The 18,663-nt window shown below is 43.4% G+C and carries 16 protein-coding genes; 2 read left to right on the top strand and 14 right to left on the bottom strand.

The genetic code is table 11. The features are described from left to right. Positions 1–4: 4 nt before the first annotated feature. The 14 genes from NI389_RS01035 to dapA form a co-directional block, all read right to left on the bottom strand. Positions 5–1,372: a serine hydrolase domain-containing protein gene (locus NI389_RS01035; protein ID WP_308361192.1), complete on the bottom strand. Its 1,368-nt coding sequence runs from the start codon at positions 1,370–1,372 to the stop codon at positions 5–7. 121 nt (positions 1,373–1,493) lie between these two features. After that, on the bottom strand, positions 1,494–1,958 hold the full coding sequence (locus tag NI389_RS01030) for an HIT family protein (protein ID WP_308361191.1): 465 nt from the start codon (positions 1,956–1,958) through the stop codon (positions 1,494–1,496). 20 nt (positions 1,959–1,978) lie between these two features. Further along, a complete protein-coding gene (arsJ, locus tag NI389_RS01025; protein WP_308361190.1) occupies positions 1,979–3,187 on the bottom strand; it encodes an organoarsenical effux MFS transporter ArsJ in 1,209 nt (402 codons plus the stop codon). Continuing rightward, the gene (locus tag NI389_RS01020; protein WP_308361189.1) at positions 3,187–4,194 is read right to left on the bottom strand and encodes an ArsJ-associated glyceraldehyde-3-phosphate dehydrogenase; all 1,008 of its coding nucleotides are present in this window, start codon (positions 4,192–4,194) and stop codon (positions 3,187–3,189) included. The genes arsJ and NI389_RS01020 overlap by 1 nt, the downstream gene beginning before the upstream one ends. A 9-nt stretch (positions 4,195–4,203) precedes the next feature. After that, positions 4,204–4,548: an ArsR/SmtB family transcription factor gene (locus NI389_RS01015; RefSeq protein ID WP_308361188.1), complete on the bottom strand. Its 345-nt coding sequence runs from the start codon at positions 4,546–4,548 to the stop codon at positions 4,204–4,206. Positions 4,549–4,630: 82 nt separating this feature from the next. Then, the gene (locus NI389_RS01010) at positions 4,631–5,026 is read right to left on the bottom strand and encodes a hypothetical protein (protein WP_308361187.1); all 396 of its coding nucleotides are present in this window, start codon (positions 5,024–5,026) and stop codon (positions 4,631–4,633) included. Between the two features lie 3 nt (positions 5,027–5,029). Further along, on the bottom strand, positions 5,030–5,965 hold the full coding sequence (locus NI389_RS01005; protein WP_308361186.1) for an ornithine cyclodeaminase family protein: 936 nt from the start codon (positions 5,963–5,965) through the stop codon (positions 5,030–5,032). Positions 5,966–5,968: 3 nt separating this feature from the next. Next, complete coding sequence (locus tag NI389_RS01000) at positions 5,969–7,048, bottom strand: M24 family metallopeptidase (RefSeq protein WP_308361185.1); 1,080 nt, start codon at positions 7,046–7,048, stop codon at positions 5,969–5,971. Continuing rightward, entirely contained in the window at positions 7,045–8,070 is a 1,026-nt protein-coding gene (locus NI389_RS00995; protein ID WP_308361184.1) for a proline racemase family protein, read from the bottom strand. Before NI389_RS00995 ends, NI389_RS01000 begins: the two co-directional genes overlap by 4 nt. A gap of 99 nt (positions 8,071–8,169) precedes the next feature. Next, positions 8,170–11,166, bottom strand: a complete 2,997-nt coding sequence (locus NI389_RS00990; protein WP_308361183.1) for a TonB-dependent receptor — start codon at positions 11,164–11,166, stop codon at positions 8,170–8,172. Positions 11,167–11,552: 386 nt separating this feature from the next. After that, a complete protein-coding gene (locus NI389_RS00985) occupies positions 11,553–12,215 on the bottom strand; it encodes a GntR family transcriptional regulator (protein ID WP_308361182.1) in 663 nt (220 codons plus the stop codon). A 193-nt stretch (positions 12,216–12,408) separates the two neighbouring features. After that, entirely contained in the window at positions 12,409–13,908 is a 1,500-nt protein-coding gene (locus NI389_RS00980; RefSeq protein ID WP_372588639.1) for an aldehyde dehydrogenase (NADP(+)), read from the bottom strand. Between the two features lie 9 nt (positions 13,909–13,917). Next, on the bottom strand, positions 13,918–14,919 hold the full coding sequence (locus NI389_RS00975; protein ID WP_308361180.1) for a 4-hydroxyproline epimerase: 1,002 nt from the start codon (positions 14,917–14,919) through the stop codon (positions 13,918–13,920). Between the two features lie 4 nt (positions 14,920–14,923). Then, the gene (gene dapA, locus NI389_RS00970) at positions 14,924–15,862 is read right to left on the bottom strand and encodes a 4-hydroxy-tetrahydrodipicolinate synthase (RefSeq protein ID WP_308361179.1); all 939 of its coding nucleotides are present in this window, start codon (positions 15,860–15,862) and stop codon (positions 14,924–14,926) included. A 252-nt stretch (positions 15,863–16,114) separates the two neighbouring features. Between dapA and NI389_RS00965 the strand changes: the two genes are divergently transcribed. Together NI389_RS00965 and NI389_RS00960 are read left to right on the top strand one after the other, a co-directional pair. Beyond that, the gene (locus NI389_RS00965; protein ID WP_308361178.1) at positions 16,115–17,377 is read left to right on the top strand and encodes an NAD(P)/FAD-dependent oxidoreductase; all 1,263 of its coding nucleotides are present in this window, start codon (positions 16,115–16,117) and stop codon (positions 17,375–17,377) included. 9 nt (positions 17,378–17,386) lie between these two features. Further along, positions 17,387–18,616 (top strand): M24 family metallopeptidase, encoded by a 1,230-nt coding sequence (locus NI389_RS00960; RefSeq protein WP_308361177.1) that lies wholly within the window; start codon positions 17,387–17,389, stop codon positions 18,614–18,616. Positions 18,617–18,663 lie beyond the last annotated feature (47 nt).

Raw genomic sequence — 18,663 nt, 5'->3', positions numbered from 1 at the left:
GCGCCTAGTGCGCCGTTCTTCTTTTTGCTGAAAAGGTTTCCCCGCCCTGATGCAAATATAATGTCATTCCCTCTTTACCTTCTTCAAACTCAATTGATGCATCAAACGCTCGATAGAAAAATGAAACAGTGGATTCTGGGTAGAGGTTTAGAAGAAATTGTTCACCAAACCTAGCTTTGAGCTGAGTACCTTCAAGTTTAATTTCCATTGGCACGCCAAATTCCATGTCGTATACGCCAACAAAACGTTTTTGTTGGGGCGCTTCTAATTTAATTTGAACATGTTTTGGCGTTGAACGTATTTTTGCATTACCGTCTAGAAACGCCATTCCTAAATCATCGTTTCCATCCCCACCCGAGTTTGCAAGTACCACCACCGCCTTTTGAGCTTGTTCGTCAAATCCGATAAATGAATAGAAACCACCTGTCGAACCATTATGCCAGTATATTTTTTGCGCCGGCTCTACCGTCTTAATATGCCATCCAAGCCCGATTTGAGTCCCTTCCCAAGCAACTTGCCTTGGCCTTTTAGTCTCATTGAACAGCGATGCTAAAATTGGATCCTTTTCATTGAAATGCGCAGCTACAAATTGGATCAAGTCACTCACGGTAGATAATAAAGCGCCAGCTCCATCAAGCAGCCCATTTGGAAAATAGGCCGTGCGGACCTGTCCATGGTGACCTTGCGCTAGATTGTTCGAATCGACGTTTTGTATGCCGATAACCGTACTTCGCATGTTTAATGGCTCGGTAACAACTTGCTTTAGTAATGCGTTTAAATTTTTCCCCGTATTGAGTTCTAGAATATAGGCCAACAACCCGTAGCCTAAGTTGGAATACGCGTATTCTGAATTTGGAGCAGACAAGTCTTCTGGATTACGCAAATACTCGCACAAGCCTTCAACGCTGTAACCCTCAAGACTTAAACTGTAGTACGGCGTCTCGTAATTTGTGGGCATTCTGGGGAGTCCCGCATAATGTGATGCGAGCATCTCAAGCGTTATCCCTTTAAGTTTTTCAGACCGACAATCCGTTGGCAAGAGCGTAAAAATATCTGAGCTATAGCTTAGTTGATTTAGCTTCACCTGATTGGCTAAAAGTGTGGCAACCATCACTTTTGTTATTGAGCCAATTTCGAATACCGTGTTTTCGTTTGGTACTTTACCATCTTGGATGTCCGTTTTACCGTAGGCCAAATAGTCTATGTTGCCTTTATCGTATAGCCCAATAACGATTGATGTTGATAGCCCGAAATCAACACGTTCAACCATGGCCTGGTTAATTTCGGTACGGATATCACTCGCGAAAGTGGAGAAAGCTATCGTATTGAACAGCGCCGTCAATACGGCTAATTTTGAGGAAACGCGATTCATATGCAATACAATTATTATTTTTTTAGATTGCCCCGTTTATAACGCAATTTTTACTTTTCAGTTATTGAAATTGCATTCAGGGGCATAAAGATTTGTAACGGTTTATTTTCGACGTGTCCGATCAGGGATTGTCGAACGAACGAATATGCTGTGCTAATGCACTGAGGTTGTCATCGTCCGCTCTTTTGAAGTCGTGAGACGATAAATAGCCTTCATAACATTCGAAATATTTATCGATATTTGCTTCAATTAATCGAAAGGCCGGATCTTCACCTGTGCCATGCATTGGTGATAGTTTGCTATGCAAATGGTCAACGCCATAGCCCTCAAAAAACATGCCGCATCTCGCTACACCGTCAAGCGCTCTATCAAGTAAACACGCTACTTTTTTTGTCGCTATCATTAACGCTGACAACACGTCATCCTTTTGTTCAAACGCGTAACTAGAATAATGCTGCTTTGGTATAACAACCGTAAACCCTAGTGTATTGGGAAAAATAGACAAAAACGCTAAATGCTTTTCATCCTCCCAAACCTTATGACAAGGTGCTTTGCCAGCAACAATTTCGCAAAATATACAACTCATCGGCTATTCCTTTTTCGAGTCTAATTTGCCATTTTGGACTCACGTAACAATAAGGTGTTGATTAACGCACCAACCAGCATGACGGAAGAGATCAGTAAACAGACTTCTAAACCAAATTCGAGATAGGCCCACCCTGACAAAATAGTACCAAGTAGCCGTCCTACCGCATTAGACATATAGTAGAACCCGACATCGAGCGAAACGCCATCTTTGTCAGCTAATTTGACTATCAAATAACTGTGAAGTGAAGAGTTAATCGCAAAAACGGCGCCGAATATTAGCAGTCCGACTAAGAGCAATAAACTTTCATTAAAATAATCAAGTTCAAGTGCCCAAGCTAACATAAAGGGCAGAATCGCTAGTAGCCCTACCCAAATCTGCGCATCTTTAAAGCTTTTCGCTATTGAGGCCGCACGCGTAAACCGAGGAGCAAGTGTTTGTACAAAACCGTATCCAATTACCCATACGGCCATAAATGAACCTACTTCGGTATAGGTCCAATGAAGTTGCTCAGCAAAATATACCGGTATCGCAACAACAAACCATACGTCTCGTGCGCCAAACAAAAGCAAGCGAGCCGCGGATAAACGATTTACATTGTTGCTTTTAGAAAAAAGCTCTTTAAATTTAGGCTTATTCTTTTTCTTCCCAAGTTCGGTCTTTAACAGCAGCAGACTGAGGGCCCACGCCAAGATAATTAGGCATAGAAGAATCAGAATTGACGGTGTAAAGCCAACCGTTGTTAGTAAAAGCCCACCAAGAAAGAACCCTACACCTTTTAACGCGTTTTTAGAACCAGTTAGCCTCGCAACCCATCGATATAAATTTTGATCTTGGTTTTCGGGAATAAATAGTTTTATCGAGCTCTTTGCACTCATTTTGTTTAAGTCTTTCGCTATTCCTGACAGCGCCTGTGCCGCCATAACCACAGGCACAGTTAACCAGGCATTTGGTACGAGCAATAAACCAAGCGCCACGATTTGTAGCATAAGTCCCAAGTTCATGGTTTTGTTTAAACCAACGCGCGCGCCAAGCCAACCACCAAATAGGTTGGTTATGACACCGAACAACTCATAGAACAAAAACAACGAAGCAACTTCTAACGCGTTATAGCCAAGCTGGTGGAAATAAAGTACCACAAGCATTCTGAGCGCTCCGTCTGTTAACGTAAACGCCCAGTAATTTCCTGTGATAACCGCGTATTGCTTCAAGGCATCACGATTGACCATTAGACACCTTTAGCAATGACTAAACGCGTCAAATCAGCGACTCGGTTCGCATAACCCCATTCGTTGTCATACCACGCGTAGAGCTTTACTTGGGTGCCATTAATCACCATCGTTGAAAGTGCATCAATAACTGAAGAACGAGGGTCCGTTTTATAGTCAATAGAGACTAACGGACGTGTTTCAAAACCGAGAATATCTTTTAACTCTCCCTCAGACGCTTCATGAAGCCAGCCGTTAATTTCTTCGGCCGACGTTGCACGTGACACCTCAAACACACAATCGGTAATCGATGCGTTTGCCAGTGGAACTCGAACTGCGTGGCCGTTCAATTTGCCTTTCAATTCTGGGAAAATATGTGTGATTGCGGTCGCGGATCCCGTTGTGGTTGGAATTAAACTCATTCCACAAGCGCGTGCGCGGCGTAAATCTTTGTGTGGCGCATCTAAAATAGTTTGTGTATTTGTGATGTCGTGGATGGTTGTCATTGAACCATGCACAATCCCGATTTTCTCTTGCAACACTTTGACAATCGGTGCCAAACAATTGGTCGTACAAGAAGCCGCTGTCACAATGTTGTGTTGCACAGGATCATAGAGGTGATGATTTACGCCAAAAACGCAGTCTAAAACCCCCTCTTGCTTTACTGGCGCTGTTACGACAACACGTTTAACGCCTTGCAAAAAGTAATCATTGAGTACTTCTTTGTCTTTATTTTTGCCAGATGCATCGATGACAATGTCACAATGAGACCAATCCACATCAGCAATTGCTTTTTGGCTTGAAACAGAAATGTGGTGTGTGCCAATGATCATCGCTTGCTCAGATGAATCAGTGTCATGGTGCCAACGCCCATGAACTGAATCAAACATTAAAAGATGAGCGAGCGTTTTTGCATCCCCTGCAGGATCGTTAATATGCACGATTTCAAGCTCTGGCGAGTCAAACAACACACGCATAGACAATCGACCCATACGGCCAAAACCATTAATACCGACTTTTACTTTCATGTGATTACCTTATTTACAACACGTTTGTTGACGGACTGGACGCTCGCCCATTTGATTTAATTTGCTAATCGCGCTGTCGACGTTGCATTGATTTTCTTTCACAACACGCGCAATGACCGCTTTTGCCCAAGGGGCGAGTTCTGGGTGGATACGATAAAACACCCATTGTTTGTCTTTTATATCTTGAAGAATGTGGTGTTTACGGAGTAGAGAAAGATGACGCGATATCTTCGCTTGATGAATGTCTAGTGCTTCGACGAGCTCACAAACGCAAAGCTCTTCTTCTTGAAAAATCAACGTGATCAGCGCAAGACGTGTTTCATCGGATAAGCATTTAAAGAAATCAACCAACATAATAGTATATATGGATAAGCGTATTTATGTTTATAATATACACTTTTCCATATATAGCAATCTGTTGTCAGAAAATCATGTTCTAAATCATTAGAATGACTTGACATGCCAACAAGAGAAAGGAAAGTCCAAGCCACCACTTAGCATAGCGATAGGCTTGTTCTGCATTGTGAAAACATTGTTCAGGCCTTGTTGGGTCAACCAAAATATGCGCTTTACCTGATAGATGAAAGTCGTTCCAAAGTCTTTCTCGAAAGGCCATTTGGCACGTGAACTCCTTTTCTTTATAGTGATAAACAGCGAGTAAGCTTGGTTCACCGAGCAATTCAAGCGGCCCTGTTTTATGTTGTTTAATTTTAGTTAAAGAAATAACTTCAACTTGGCGCCATACTCGTTTTTTAAGCTTAACCCGACGTCGATACCAAAAAGGGATCAACCCCAACACCATCACTGTCCCTATGATTATGAAGATAGACATAATTTAGCAAGCCTTATAGACATGGTGCGCGGTAATCAAGTCAGCCAAAGCCGTGCCGACCGATTTAAAAATGGTGATGTCATTGTCATCGCGTTGAAATGGTTCTTTGCAAAGTTCGCTGAGCTCGGCAAGAACACGTTCTTCGTTAAATGTGCCTTCTTGGATGGGGATTATTAACTCCCCTGCTTCGTTCAAGACGTTCGCTCGACTATCGACAAATACTTTTCCACGCGTAATCGTCGCTGAATCGCATTCGCGCGCATCTCGATGATGATTACCAAGCAAGTCGACATGCGTCCCTACTGTTAACCATTCCCCATTAAATAAAGGCTTGTGGGAACCTGTTGCAGTACAAATTACATCCGCTTGTGCAATAAGCGTCTTACTCGCTTTGTCGCAACATTCAACGTTAACATTCGGAAATTCTCGCTTCACGAAATCACAAAGCGAGTGCGCCTTATCTAGGTTACGCGCAACTATCGTGATTTGTTCAAATGCTCTTACGGTTAAATGTGCCCTTATTAAATAGGGAGCTAAATTCCCAGACCCAAAAAGCACCAGTGTTTTAGCTTTTTCGCTGGACAGGAGCTTGGACGCGAGTGCTGAAATCGCCGCTGTGCGCCAGTAAGTCACGCTTGTTCCATCGACCAAGGCGAGCGGCACGCCATTCTCTCGAGAAAAAAGCATAATTTTAGAATAGAGAGAATCAAACCCTATTTCACTGTTTTGAGGAAAATAAGTAAAACTTTTTACGCCAATTACCGCCTCATTCCACGCTGGAAGCACCGCGAAAGCGTCGTGATTATTCGGACTAGGATCAAGAGGAAAGACTTGCCTTTTGGGCATTGTCGCAGGCTTGCTAAAACCTTCTTTTAGTGTTTCAACTAAATCTTCAAAATTCAAACATTGTTGAACTTGCTCATGAGATATTACTTTCATCTTTTACCACCGTATCGATTTTGGCGCATGAGTAATGAACTCAAAGCCGTGTTCTGTAATAACCACATCATCTTCAAGCCTTACGCCACCAAAGTCGGGTACATAAACCCCAGGTTCGATTGTTATCACGTTGCCAATTTCTAATTGATGATCGGTTGTACGATTAATAAATGGGAATTCATGAAGAAAAAGCCCAACACCATGACCTAACCCTTTCCCCATATAACTTTCATAGCCAAACTGTTTTAAGACGTTTTCGGACGTCGCATTTAATGTTTTGCAATCTAAACCTGAACGCAAAATATCAAAACAGGCCTGTTGTGCTTCTTCTACTGCTCGAAAGAGGTGCTTTTGCTTTTCTGAAGGATCGCCAAACACATAAGAGCGAGTCATGTCAGAGCGATACCCGTTAATCACCGCACCAAAATCAATTAAGACAAAGTCACCTTCGTTCAATGTTGTGTTACCAGGCTTGCCATGCGGAAGTGCGCTTCTCGCACCAAACAGCATGATCGTGTCGAACGAAACACCATCGGAACCGAGTTTTTTCATGCGATAGTCAAGTTCGGTTGCTATTTCATGTTCGGTACAGCCAGCGTCAATATACTTAAGCGTTTCGGCGAGCGCTTCATCTGCGATTGCAGCAGCTTTTCGCATTGACGCCAGTTCCCAAGATGATTTCACAACACGAAGCGATTCGATTAGTCCATTTTTGGCAATAAGGGTAAGATGAGACAGGTCCTTTGCCACATCGTGCCAAGTTGCGACAGAGACGAACGCGGATTCAAAACCCACCTTAGTTTCGTCAATCAAAAAAGATGCTATCGCAGAGCCTAACGTTTGAGCTTCGCGATCTCGCTCAAATAACTCTGCGCCATGAGTTTCCGCTTTTGCTCTTTCAAAATAGCGATAGTCAGTGATGAGCACGTTGCCTGACGGCTTGAGAATTAGATACGCTGCATTCCCGCTATAGCCTGTTAAATATCGAATATTTTCATACCCAAGAATGAGTAGTGCTTCTAACCCAGCTGAATGAATTTTTGTTAGTGCTTGGGCTTGTCTTTCTAGATACATTGCTTTCATTTAAAAATAAAACCGTCAGTTAGTGGATCATCTTCTTCAAGAATAAATTCATGCTTGCCTGTAATGTAGGCCTCCCCAGACACTTTTGGGATCACAGCATCATAATTTGCATACTGTATACCACCAGTAACACTAACTTCAAAGCAATAACCTAGAATACTTTCAATTTTGATAGTGTCGTTTAACGCAAGTGAATCTTTAGCATGTAATAACGCAGCTCGAGCACTTACACCCGTTCCCGTTGGGCTTCTATCCAATTCACCATCCGCAAAGATACAGACGTGCTTACTGTGGCTAGAAGGTCCGTTTACCTGTTTTGAAGAATAGAAAATAACGCCATATAGGAAACTCAGCTCTGAGTAATAAGGATGTAGGCATAATAAAGTTTGGGCTATTTCACATTTAAGTGTGTACCCGAGGTGCTTAAGTATTTGATGGTTTTCTGCGCTCAAGTCAATGTTATGCAAATCCGCATCAATGAAAGCGTAAAAAGCGCCGCCGAAGGCGATGTCGAATACATAGATCTTGCCTCTAACCTCGATGTTTAAATCGGTTTTATAAACAAAACTTGGAACGTTAATGAACTCTGCAAATGCCCCCATACTTTTTGAGATGACTAAACCCGCAGGTGTGTCTATTCTGAGCGTTTCACCTGTCCCAATGTGGCCAATTTTATAAGCCAACTGAGTCAGAGCGATAATCGCATGACCACACATCGTGCTGTAACCTTCATTATGTGTAAAAAGCACACCAAAATCACTGTCATCGCGCTCCTTGCCGACTAAAATCGCACCATACATATCGGCATGGCCTCGAGGCTCAAACATTAGTTGTTTGCGTAAGTGGTCGTGATTTTCTAGACAGTCTTTGCGCTTTTCGATAATACGTCGACCACTAAGCAACGGAAATCCTTTATAAATAATTCGAAGCGGTTCCCCTGCTGTGTGCATATCAATAGTATGAATTGTAGAAATCGCTCCCATTGACAGACTCTGATCGATTTGATGTGCGAATTTAATCACTCCGTACTCCAATAAAAAATGTCGAGCTCGAAGAGCCCGACATTGACTTTACTAAAAACAACCAGTACATCCGTGTACATGTTTAACACAGGGAAAAACTTAGAACGTTAACCGAGCAACAAACGACACAAAACGTTCTTCTTGGCGTTCAGTGACTAGACCGTAATTTGGATTCAATGCCAAACCATCATCACCGAAATACGTACGTTCTTCGTTGATGTTTGTCGCAGAATCCGCGTCAAGTAGGTTATACACCGTGCCCTTAAGCGTTAAATCGTTACCATATAATGTGGTTTGATACGCAATCGACATATCGACATTTGTCACCCATGGTAGGTTTCCTGCACTACCTCGCGGTGCTGGATTGCCATTTTCATCGTAATGCGATGCGTGGTCGTAATACACACTCGCACAATCTTCCCATGGTGATCCTGCGGCACAGCTATCAACACCTGTTGGGTGCACTGAGAAATAGCTTTTTGGACGACCGGATGTGGTGCGTGCTACCAAACCTAACGTCAAATCGTCTGTTAAACGATAGGAACCTGAGAACTTAATCGAATGGCGGTGATCATTTGGAAGACTACCGTAGCTGTGGTCCATCAAATCTGCATAGTCGTAAGATGTTGTCCAGCCTGGATCCGCTTGGTTATTGTCGGTTTTTACAAGACCTTCTGTATTTCCATAGCTCTTAGACCAAGTGTAAGACGAGTTAAAACGTAAATCGTCGTTCCAATTCCCTTCAAGCGTAAGCTCAACGGCTAGATAGCGACGTTTTGGCTTTGGTAACGCCAATTCCTCAGATGTCAGCGTGACATTATCAATCTCACCATCGCCATTGAAGTCATAAGACATCAAAATGTCTTCACCCGGGTTGTTTAAAACGTAGTACGAGCTTTGGCCGACGTTATCAACAATACCTAGCTCAGCGAGTTTTTTCGCAAGGACTGGCGCTACATCCGTGTCTTCAAGGCTGCGACCCAAATCACGATAAATACCTCGGATCCCCGCTTTCATGCCATCACCAAATTCTTGTTCATAGCCCAATGTAAATTCATCCGAATACATTGGTTTCAAAGAGCTAGAAGCGATTAGACCTGGTTCGGTAATACCACGTTGGCGCCAGCGTTTGTCTCGTAACATGTCGCCGCGACTTGGTGAGCCGTCTGCAAGCAGAACTGGGTGGCCTGCACCATCAACGTCATCCAAAGCAAAATATTCAAACCACTCAACCGACGCGGAACCTTGCGTAATGTTCATGTTTGCTGATACGGGTTGGAAATAACGCCCAAAAGTCGCAAACACCTTCGCACTACCATCGCCATGTAAATCATAAATCGCTTGTAAACGAGGAGCGAACTGTTCATCCAATTTCGCAAACGAGCGACCATCCGTAACCGTGTTTTCAAATTCACTGTATCTAAGACCTAGATTTAGGACGAGCTGGTCATTTACCTGCCAAGAATCATTGATGTAAATCGCTTTGGATTTCACATCTGAATCAACATCGCGTGTGCGTACACGGCGCTCAATGTAAGGTACGCCTTGTAATGCACCTGAAATATCATTGGCGCCAGCATTTTTTACAGACCACCAACCTTCAGCTTCGCCGATGCCGTTTTGTCCTTCATGAAACTTTACGCTTACGTTGGTGTAGTCCAAACCAAATTGCAACGCGTGGTCATCTAAATCCCAAGAGAAATCTAAGCGTGCTTGGTCACGAACAAACTTTTCTTCTTTTACGCTTGAAGCAGTATGAGAACTCAAAATGACTGTACCATCTTGATAGTCATAGACACTTGGATCCGTAGAAGCAACAACGTTCTCAACATTTTCTGTTACACGTCCTACAACAGCGGTCATCGAGAAGGTATCCGTGATATAACCTGAGTAGTTTAGACTCAGCACTTTGCCACCGTCTTCACCGGGCGCATCTACCCCCTTCTGGTCCCCAACAACGTTTGACTCCCATTCGTATTCGAATGTTTTATTCGTCCAAGTACGTTTGTTGTTCATCGCTGAAAATCCGACTGAGTGATCTTCATTAATAAACCAGTCAAGTTTCGCAAACCAACGATCTTCATCGCGGTCACGCGACGTTTTGGTCGTTTGTCCTGCCCATTCCTCTTGTTCACGACGAGGTGCGAAAAGTGCGTAGCCAAACACTTTATCTTCGATTAGCGCGCCACTTGCCCAAATTTGAAATTCTTTAAAGTCGTAATAGGATTGTTGTTCGTTCGTATCGATAGTGCCATTCGTCTGATACACCGAATCATGCTGTTCGCGAAGCGACTTCGGATCCCAACGCGTTTCGATACCGAAATCGAAATCATTATCTCCCGATTTTGATACCGCATTGATGATCCCACCCAGTGCACCACCAAATTCTGGGCTCACGCCTCCAGTTTTGATTTGCGTTTGAGCGACAGCTTCCCAAGGAAGGCGAATTGCACCTAGACCGGTACGAATACTTGTTACGTTTAGCCCATTGAAATAGTAGCTGTTCTCAGCTGCTGAGGAACCGCCAAAACTCGACGTGCCTTTAAACTTGTCACCACCAGGCAGTGCTGTACCTGGTGCCATCAGCGCCATATTTTCAAAGCCCGTGCTGACTGGCATTAATCGTAGGTCATTATCTGTAATCGTAATACCAGCCGTTGAACTCGCCATGTCAACGCGTCGAATTGCAGCACCCGTAACAGCGATACGTTCCATTGAACCTTGTTGTTGCATGGCCACATCGAGTACCACTGCTTGCCCAACCGTTACAGACACGTCTTGTTGAATTACTTGTTCGTATCCGTCTTTTACGATGCTCACATCATAAATACCGACAGGTAAATTACGCAGAATGTAATCCCCTTCGCCATTTGTGACCACGGTGTACTTGAGGCCCTTTGACTTGTGAGAGAACGTTAATGTCGCGCCGATGAGTTCCGAACCTGACACGTTTTCTATATGACCACGTACCATACTGTTGCCATCAGCAGCATGAGCTGGCATCTGCCAAACGAGTGCACCAGTTAACGCAGTGGCTATTGCTAAAGAAGTTAAAGATCGCGCGGGTAGAAGGCGATTTTTATTATTGCTCTTCATCTCTTGTCCTTTGTTTTTATCATGGGTAAATACATTCTGTTGATGGACAAAAGATACACATATTACATATTGTATACAATATATTTTAGTTTGTTTTTTGCAAATATATATCAAAAAGCATCTATCTGATTGTTTTCAATGTAATATTTAACTGGTTAGACCAAAACGTATTAGCTGTGATGTGACTTAAAACGATGAATTAACAGGTAAATTCTGAGACACAAAATGAAGAATAATCGAAATCTATCCGAATTAGCCGAGTTTTTGAAATGGTGTCATTGTGGTGAAATGAGGATTTTTCACTAGGTAATTAAGTGCGATCACCTTACAAGTGGCGGTCTGTCTTAGAATAAAAAAAGAGCACTGAGTGCCCTTTTCTTGACTACCTACTTGTTTTCGATTTTAACAAGTAGATGTTTGATGTCTTCTTTTGCCCCAAGTATGTGCTTTTTCAAATAGTCACATGCTTCATCGACTTGCTTTGTTTTACACAACTCTAGCAATTGTCGATGTTCTTCTGGCGCAGTTTTAATACCACCGGCGAGCAAAATGTGCATACGTACATATCGTTCAGAATTTTTGCTGTATACCGCGACAAGTTCTTTTGTCTGCGGTCGCTCAGCTTTGCTGTAAAGCTTACCGTGAAACTCTGCGTTTAGCTTACCAGTCGCTAATTGAGTATCTCCAGCTTCAGTCGCCGCTTCTAAATCAAATAAAATCGCCTCCGCTTCGAGAAGATCTCTTGGCGTAAGATTTGTAATAGAGTGGCGAAGTAATTCAGCTTCTAACAATGCTCTTAAGTCAAATATTTCATCGATTTGGTCGGAGTTAAGCTGAGTTGCTGTTGCGCCTTTATGAGCTTCAAAATTAACGAGCCCTTCTGCTTCCAACTGCAATAGTGCCTCACGTACAGGAATACGGCTTACGTTAAGCTCCGCTGCAAGCGCGGCTTGACGCAAAGGCTCTCCCGCTTTTATTTCACCCGAGAGAATTTTTTCACGAATTGCTTCTGCAACTAACTGTGTTCTTGTTTTATGCTCAATCGCCATAAAGCACTCTTTTTAAATACAATCTCGCATACATTATACATAATAAAATCGTATTACCAATCCTAAAACAAATGTTGCGTAAAACAGACTAACAAAAACCAAAAAAGAGGTAACTCATTCAGATTGAATTACCTCTTGGGGTGCTACTTAAAATACCTAATCGTTTACAATAAGTGTATTCGAAACGTCAATATTAGCGTCCTTGATAACAGATTGGACGAACAAAACGTAATAGCGCGCCAGAGCCGACCGACGTGCTACGAACATCACTCGAGGACGGAAATGGACCTCCATGGTTCATCGAACAACAGACTTCGACGCCCGTTGGCATTTGATTAAAGATCAATCGACCAACCGTATACTGCAATCGTTCGATTAACGCTTGATTACGTGATATCGCCAATTCATTGCCATGAACCGACGCCGTTAACTGCCCTTCCAGTTGGCTCACGAATTGGAACAACTCAGCTTCGTCCTGATAGGTCACTAAAACCGCTTGCGGGCCAAACACTTCTTCATGTAGTGCCTTCGTTTCAAGATAGGTCTCTAGATCTGTCTTAAAGACATGTGGTGTTGCATGAAACGATTCAACCTCTTGACCCTTCGCTAATAGTGAAACGCCGCCTAATTTCGATCGTGTTTCGATTGCGTTTTTGTAACTTGACACAATTGCGGGAGTTAACAAAGTGTCTGATTTACTCGTCTCAATGCCTACTTTAATTTCTTCAATCAAACTTTCTTCTCGATTGTGCACAAGCCAAACTCCCGGGCTTGTACAAAATTGTCCATTACCCATGAGCATTGATTGAACTAAGGCTTGTCCTAACCCTACTTGAGCATCGTCAGCACTTGCAGAAAGTACGAATTGCGGGTTTACAGAGCCCAATTCACCATAAAACGGTATCGCTTCTGTACGCTGGTTAATCGTTTCAATGAGTTTTTTGGCTACATTTAACGATCCCGTAAAACCAACCGCTTTCACGAACGGATGAGCGACTAGCTGATGAGAAATTTCGTAGTGTTTAGCTTGGATCATTGAAAACACGCCTTTGGGCATATTACATTTTTTAATTGCCGCTTCGATCGCACGCGTAATAAGCTCTGAAGTACCTGGATGCGCGGTATGGCTTTTCATAACTACTGGACAACCTGCTGCGAGCGCAGAAGCCGTGTCACCGCCCGCAGTTGAAAATGCGTACGGGAAATTTGAAGCACCAAATACCGCGACAACGCCCACAGGCAAATAGTCAAGTTCCAACTGAGGCTTAGGCAAAGGCATTCTGTTAGGCTCTGCCTGATCAAATTCGCGTAGTCGATAAAGTACGTTATTTTCTTTGCCCAACTCGGATGCGAAAAAGCGTAACTGATTAACCGTTCGACCACGCTCACCTTGAAGTCGCATTATTGGCAAGTTTGTCTCTTGATGAGTTGTTTCAAGTAACTTATCACCGAGTTTTTCGATTTCATCAGCAATACAATTTAGAAAGGCCGATTTTTGTTCGCGTGTCGTTTGTCGATATTCGATAAACGCTCGCTGCGCTTGATTGATCGCATCCGCGACCATCAACTCGGTTGCGTTAAAAAATGGGGTGTCTAGTGCGCAGTTTTGGCTTGGCGAAAACGCATTAAATACGCCATTTGTCGCATCACCCTGCCAAATACCTGCTATAAATGATTTTCCTGTTAGCATAATTCAACGCCTTTATATTACTTGAAATCCGAATGCATACGGATCTGCATCATCGATTGTGATAGCGTTTTTACCTGTCATCCGTGCCCAGCCACGAATACTTGGCAGAATCGCGGCTTTTCCTGCCACTTCCGTTAGGCCTTCAACTTTTCCGATAAACTGGCTACCAATGTAACTTTCGTGAACAAATTCATCCCCCTCGCCGAGTAATCCCTTCGCAAACCGTTGCGCCATCCGTGCGGAAGTACCTGTCCCACAAGGCGAGCGGTCAATCGCCTTATCACCGTAAAACACAGCATTGGCACCATCAGAATTTTGATGTTTACATTCGCCTGTCCAAAGTAGATGTGACGCTCCGCGCACGGTGCTATCAAGTGGATGAACGCAATCCAGTGAATCATTGATGATTTGCCGAACAATGGGACTGAAATGCAATATTTTTGCTGCATCCCAATGCTCAATACCCGGAAAGTTCGTTTGTGGTTCCACGATAATGTAAAAGTTTCCGCCATAAGCGATATCGACAGTGAGTTCGCCTAAATCTGGTACATTAATCGTCACGTTTTCATGCAATAAAAATGAAGGCACGTTGTAGAGCTTTACCCATTCAACTTTATCGCCGACACGATGGAATTCTGCATTGACACGCCCTGCTGGCGTGTCAATTTTAAGCTCATTAGGGCTTTTCGCTGTCAGAAGGCCACTTTCAAGCGCAAACGTTAATGTACCGATCAAGCCGTGTCCGCACATAGGAAGGCAACCGGACGTTTCAACGAACAATACGCTCGCGTCCCCATCGACTGTCGTCGGTGGATAAATAAATGAACCTGACATCATGTCATGCCCACGTGGCTCAAACATTAGTCCTGTTCGTATCCAATCAAACTCCTTTAGAAAGTGCTGACGTTTGTCACTCATTGTCGCACCAAGCAAATTCGGATGACCGCTGGTGATCAGTCGCACAGGGTTTCCACATGTGTGACCATCTAGGCAGAAATAAGTCCCCTTACGCATAGGCTTAATCCAAATTAAACTTGCTGAGGTCGATTCGATTCGACATTGCCTTGTCGTACATCGAGTTGATTTGTGCTTTTTCGTCATTGGTAAGAGGTAAACGAGGTGCACGCACGGTTTCTTTGCCACGACCAGCTAACTGTTCCGCGTACTTAATGCATTGAACCAAAGTTGGAATGGTATCAAGACGAAGTAAAGGCAAGAACCAACGCCATATCTCAAGCGCTTCGTCATAACGTCTTTGTTTCGCGAGTGTGTAGATTGCTACTGATTCTTTTGGAAAGACGTTAGTTAAACCTGAAATCCAGCCATGAGCGCCAAGCATTAAACTTTCAAGAGCAATATCATCAACACCACAAAATACGGTAAAGCGATCACCAAACTCGTTAGCCAACTCAGTCAGACGACGCGTATCTGTTGTAGATTCTTTTATTGCAACAATATTTTTCTCATCAGCCAGTACTTTCATACTCTCTAGGCCTAAATCAACGCCGTAGGTTACTGGGTTGTTGTAAATCATGATAGGAAGTGACGTTGCACGCGCAATCTGTTGGTAATGATGAATAGCCTCACGTTCCGTTGAACGGTACACCATGCCTGGCAACACCATTAAACCGTCGACGCCAATTTCTTCCGCCGCTTGAACAAACTCAATGGCAAATTGCGTGGTTGTTTCTGCAACACCGCTTATAACCGGAATACGGCCTGCCACAAGTTCTTTTGCTCTACGAAGTACTTCACGCTTTTCTTCGATGCGTAACGAACAGTTTTCACCAACCGTCCCCATAACGATTACACCGTGAATACCATCTTCTATTAGTGCTTCAATCATGTTCGCCGTTGCATCGAAGTTGATGCTACCGTCGTCGTTAAATTGTGTTGTCACAGCAGGATATACACCATGCCAGTTAATAGTCGGGTTAGCCATCTGAGCTAAAGCCATTTTGTCTTCCTCATTAAATGCGCATCGTGAATTGATTTATGTTTGTCACTAAACGCGGATTGAACTTGAAACATGCATGCTTACGTTTTGTACTTGCCATAATAAGCATATTGTATACAATATTCAACATTGAATTTAGTTTCATATTAGAACTTCCTGAAATCAACTTCGATTTGCTGGCTATCCAAATGATTTTGCGGAAATATTTTTTTGTAAGTTGTTAACAAAGCACGAGCTCAACGTGGATACAAAATGATAAATAAAAACAAATTAGATGAACAAAAGCCAAAAACTGTAGCAATTGTAGGTGCAGGTATCATTGGATTGTGTATCGGGTTGCAACTAATAAAACGAGGATTTCAGGTGACCTTATACGACCCCAATGGTGTCGCAAATAAGTGTTCTTTTGGAAATGCTGGTCACTTTGCAACAGAACAAGTGTTTCCCCTTGCCAATCGCTCACTGTTACCGAAACTACCAAAAATGTTGCTGGACCCCAATGGTCCTTTGCGAATAGAGCTTCGCTACCTGTTTAAAGCGATACCTTGGTTTACGCGATTTGTACTGAATATGACGCAACGCAAACAACAGATGCTAACCTCTGCCCTACGAAGTCTAAACGAACCGAGTCTTGCTGCGTATGAAAGGTTATTAGACACTTCGTATGATGTGTTCATAAGTAACAAGGGGAGTTTACTCACGTTTGAAAACGCGGATTTTAGTGAAGTCGAATCGGTCAAAAATCACTACATGAGTCAAGGCGTCAATGTTCAACTACTAGAGCAGCAAGATATTTTGGCTCTAGAGCCAAATCTCTCACACAACATTAAGTATGCCTTGCTGTTCAACGACGTAGCGCATAGCGCTGACCCTCATGCACTGTGCCTTCATCTTTTCGATGAAATTCAGTCTCGCGGTGGACAGTTCGTACAACAACGTGTTGAACACCTATCGTCCACGGCAGAAGGCGAAGTGATCAAACTAGCAAACAACAATAAAGCCCTCTTTGATAAGGTGATAATCGCAAGCGGCGTATGGAGTAAATCGCTGGCAAAACAATTGGGATATAGCGTCCCTATTGACGCCGAGCGAGGTTATCACAGCATGCTCAATATGGAAAACCCAATCACGCGTCCTGTGGCATCCGCGGACAGACAATTTATAATTACCCCGATGGATAATGGACTTCGGTTAGCAGGAACGGTCGAATTTGCAGGTGTCGATGCAAAAGAAAATCACGCAAGAGCAACCATGCTGCTTACTCACGCTAATGCACTTATTCCCGCCACTCAATCTCTGGAAATAGAGTCTACATGGATGGGTTGTCGCCCTTCACTGCCGGACTCCTTGCCAGTGATTGGCTATTCACCGAGTAACAAAAACATTGTGTTTGCATTCGGCCACCAGCACCTAGGACTAACTCAAGGTGCTATTACATCTGAACTGGTCGCAGATCTCTTACAAGATAAAGAACCAAGTATTACACTCACCCCCTATCGAATTGACCGATTTTAGGAGAACGTCATGATTGATTTAAATTTACCGATTGGTATCGGCACCAAAACACAAGAACAAGCACTTGCCGAATTAACTGACATGACAACTGATTTGGTACCCATTCAACGAGAAGAGTACCAAGCTCGAATTCATCAAGCTCAAGCTTATATGCAAGCAAATAATATCGACGCGCTTTATTTGAATGCAGGAACCAATCTCAAATATTTTACCGGTATGCAATGGTATGCCAGTGAAAGAATGGTGGGCGCAATCCTACCTGCCAATGGACAATTTCAATATATCGCGCCGACGTTCGAAATTGGTTCGTTGAAAGATTTTCAATTGATAGAAGCCCCTATTCGTTCTTGGCAGGAACATGAGAGCCCTTACCAACTTTTTGTTACTGTTTTAAAAGAGATGGGACTTTCTGATAGTGCAACCATCGGCATGGACGAGAGCGCATCGTTTTTCTTATTTGATGGCGTACGTCAAATTGCTCCTGCATTAAACTTTATCAACGGCAAAGCGGTAACCGCACATTGTCGTATGCATAAATCTGAGAATGAACTTGCTCTTATGCAACGCGCAATGGATATGACATTAGAAGTGCATAAGGCCGCAGCCAGTATTCTAAGAGAAGGCATAACCACGGTTGAAGTTGAAGCGTTTATTAATGAAGCGCATAAACGCGTTGGTGCGCCCGGTAATTATTTTTGCATCGTTCTGTTTGGCCTAGCGTCCTCTTTTCCACATGGCGTTAAAGAACCGCAAACCTTAAAACGCGGTGATGTCGTGTTAATCGACACGGGTTGCAAGGTACACAGCTACCTATCCGATATCACAAGAACTTATGTGTTTGGTGAAGCCTCGGAATACCAGAAACAAATGTGGCAGCATGAAAAGAACGCGCAAGCAGCCGCATTTAATGCGGCAAAACTCGGCCTTCCATGCGGTGACGTGGACCTTGCGGCTCGCAGTTATCTCGCCTCTGTTGGTCTTGGGCCAGAATATGATTTGCCAGGATGTCCTCATCGCACCGGTCATGGGATTGGTCTCGACATTCATGAATGGCCTTATTTAGTAAAGGATAACCCCCAACCTTTAGCCGTTGGAATGTGCTTTAGCAATGAACCTATGTTGGTGATCCCTGGAGAATTCGGTATTCGACTAGAAGATCACTTTTACATGACTGAAAGCGGCCCTAAATGGTTTACCGAACCTTCCTTTAGTTTGGACGATCCGTTTGGTTTAAGTTAGTACGCTTCGATTTGCTCTAAATTGAACAGCAATACGTAACTATCCAA

Origin of the sequence: Pseudoalteromonas xiamenensis (assembly GCF_030994125.1) — a bacterium.
Lineage (GTDB): Bacteria > Pseudomonadota > Gammaproteobacteria > Enterobacterales > Alteromonadaceae > Pseudoalteromonas > Pseudoalteromonas xiamenensis_B.
Note: the sequence above shows the minus strand (reverse complement) of the source record. Positions and strands in the feature narration are given on the sequence as shown.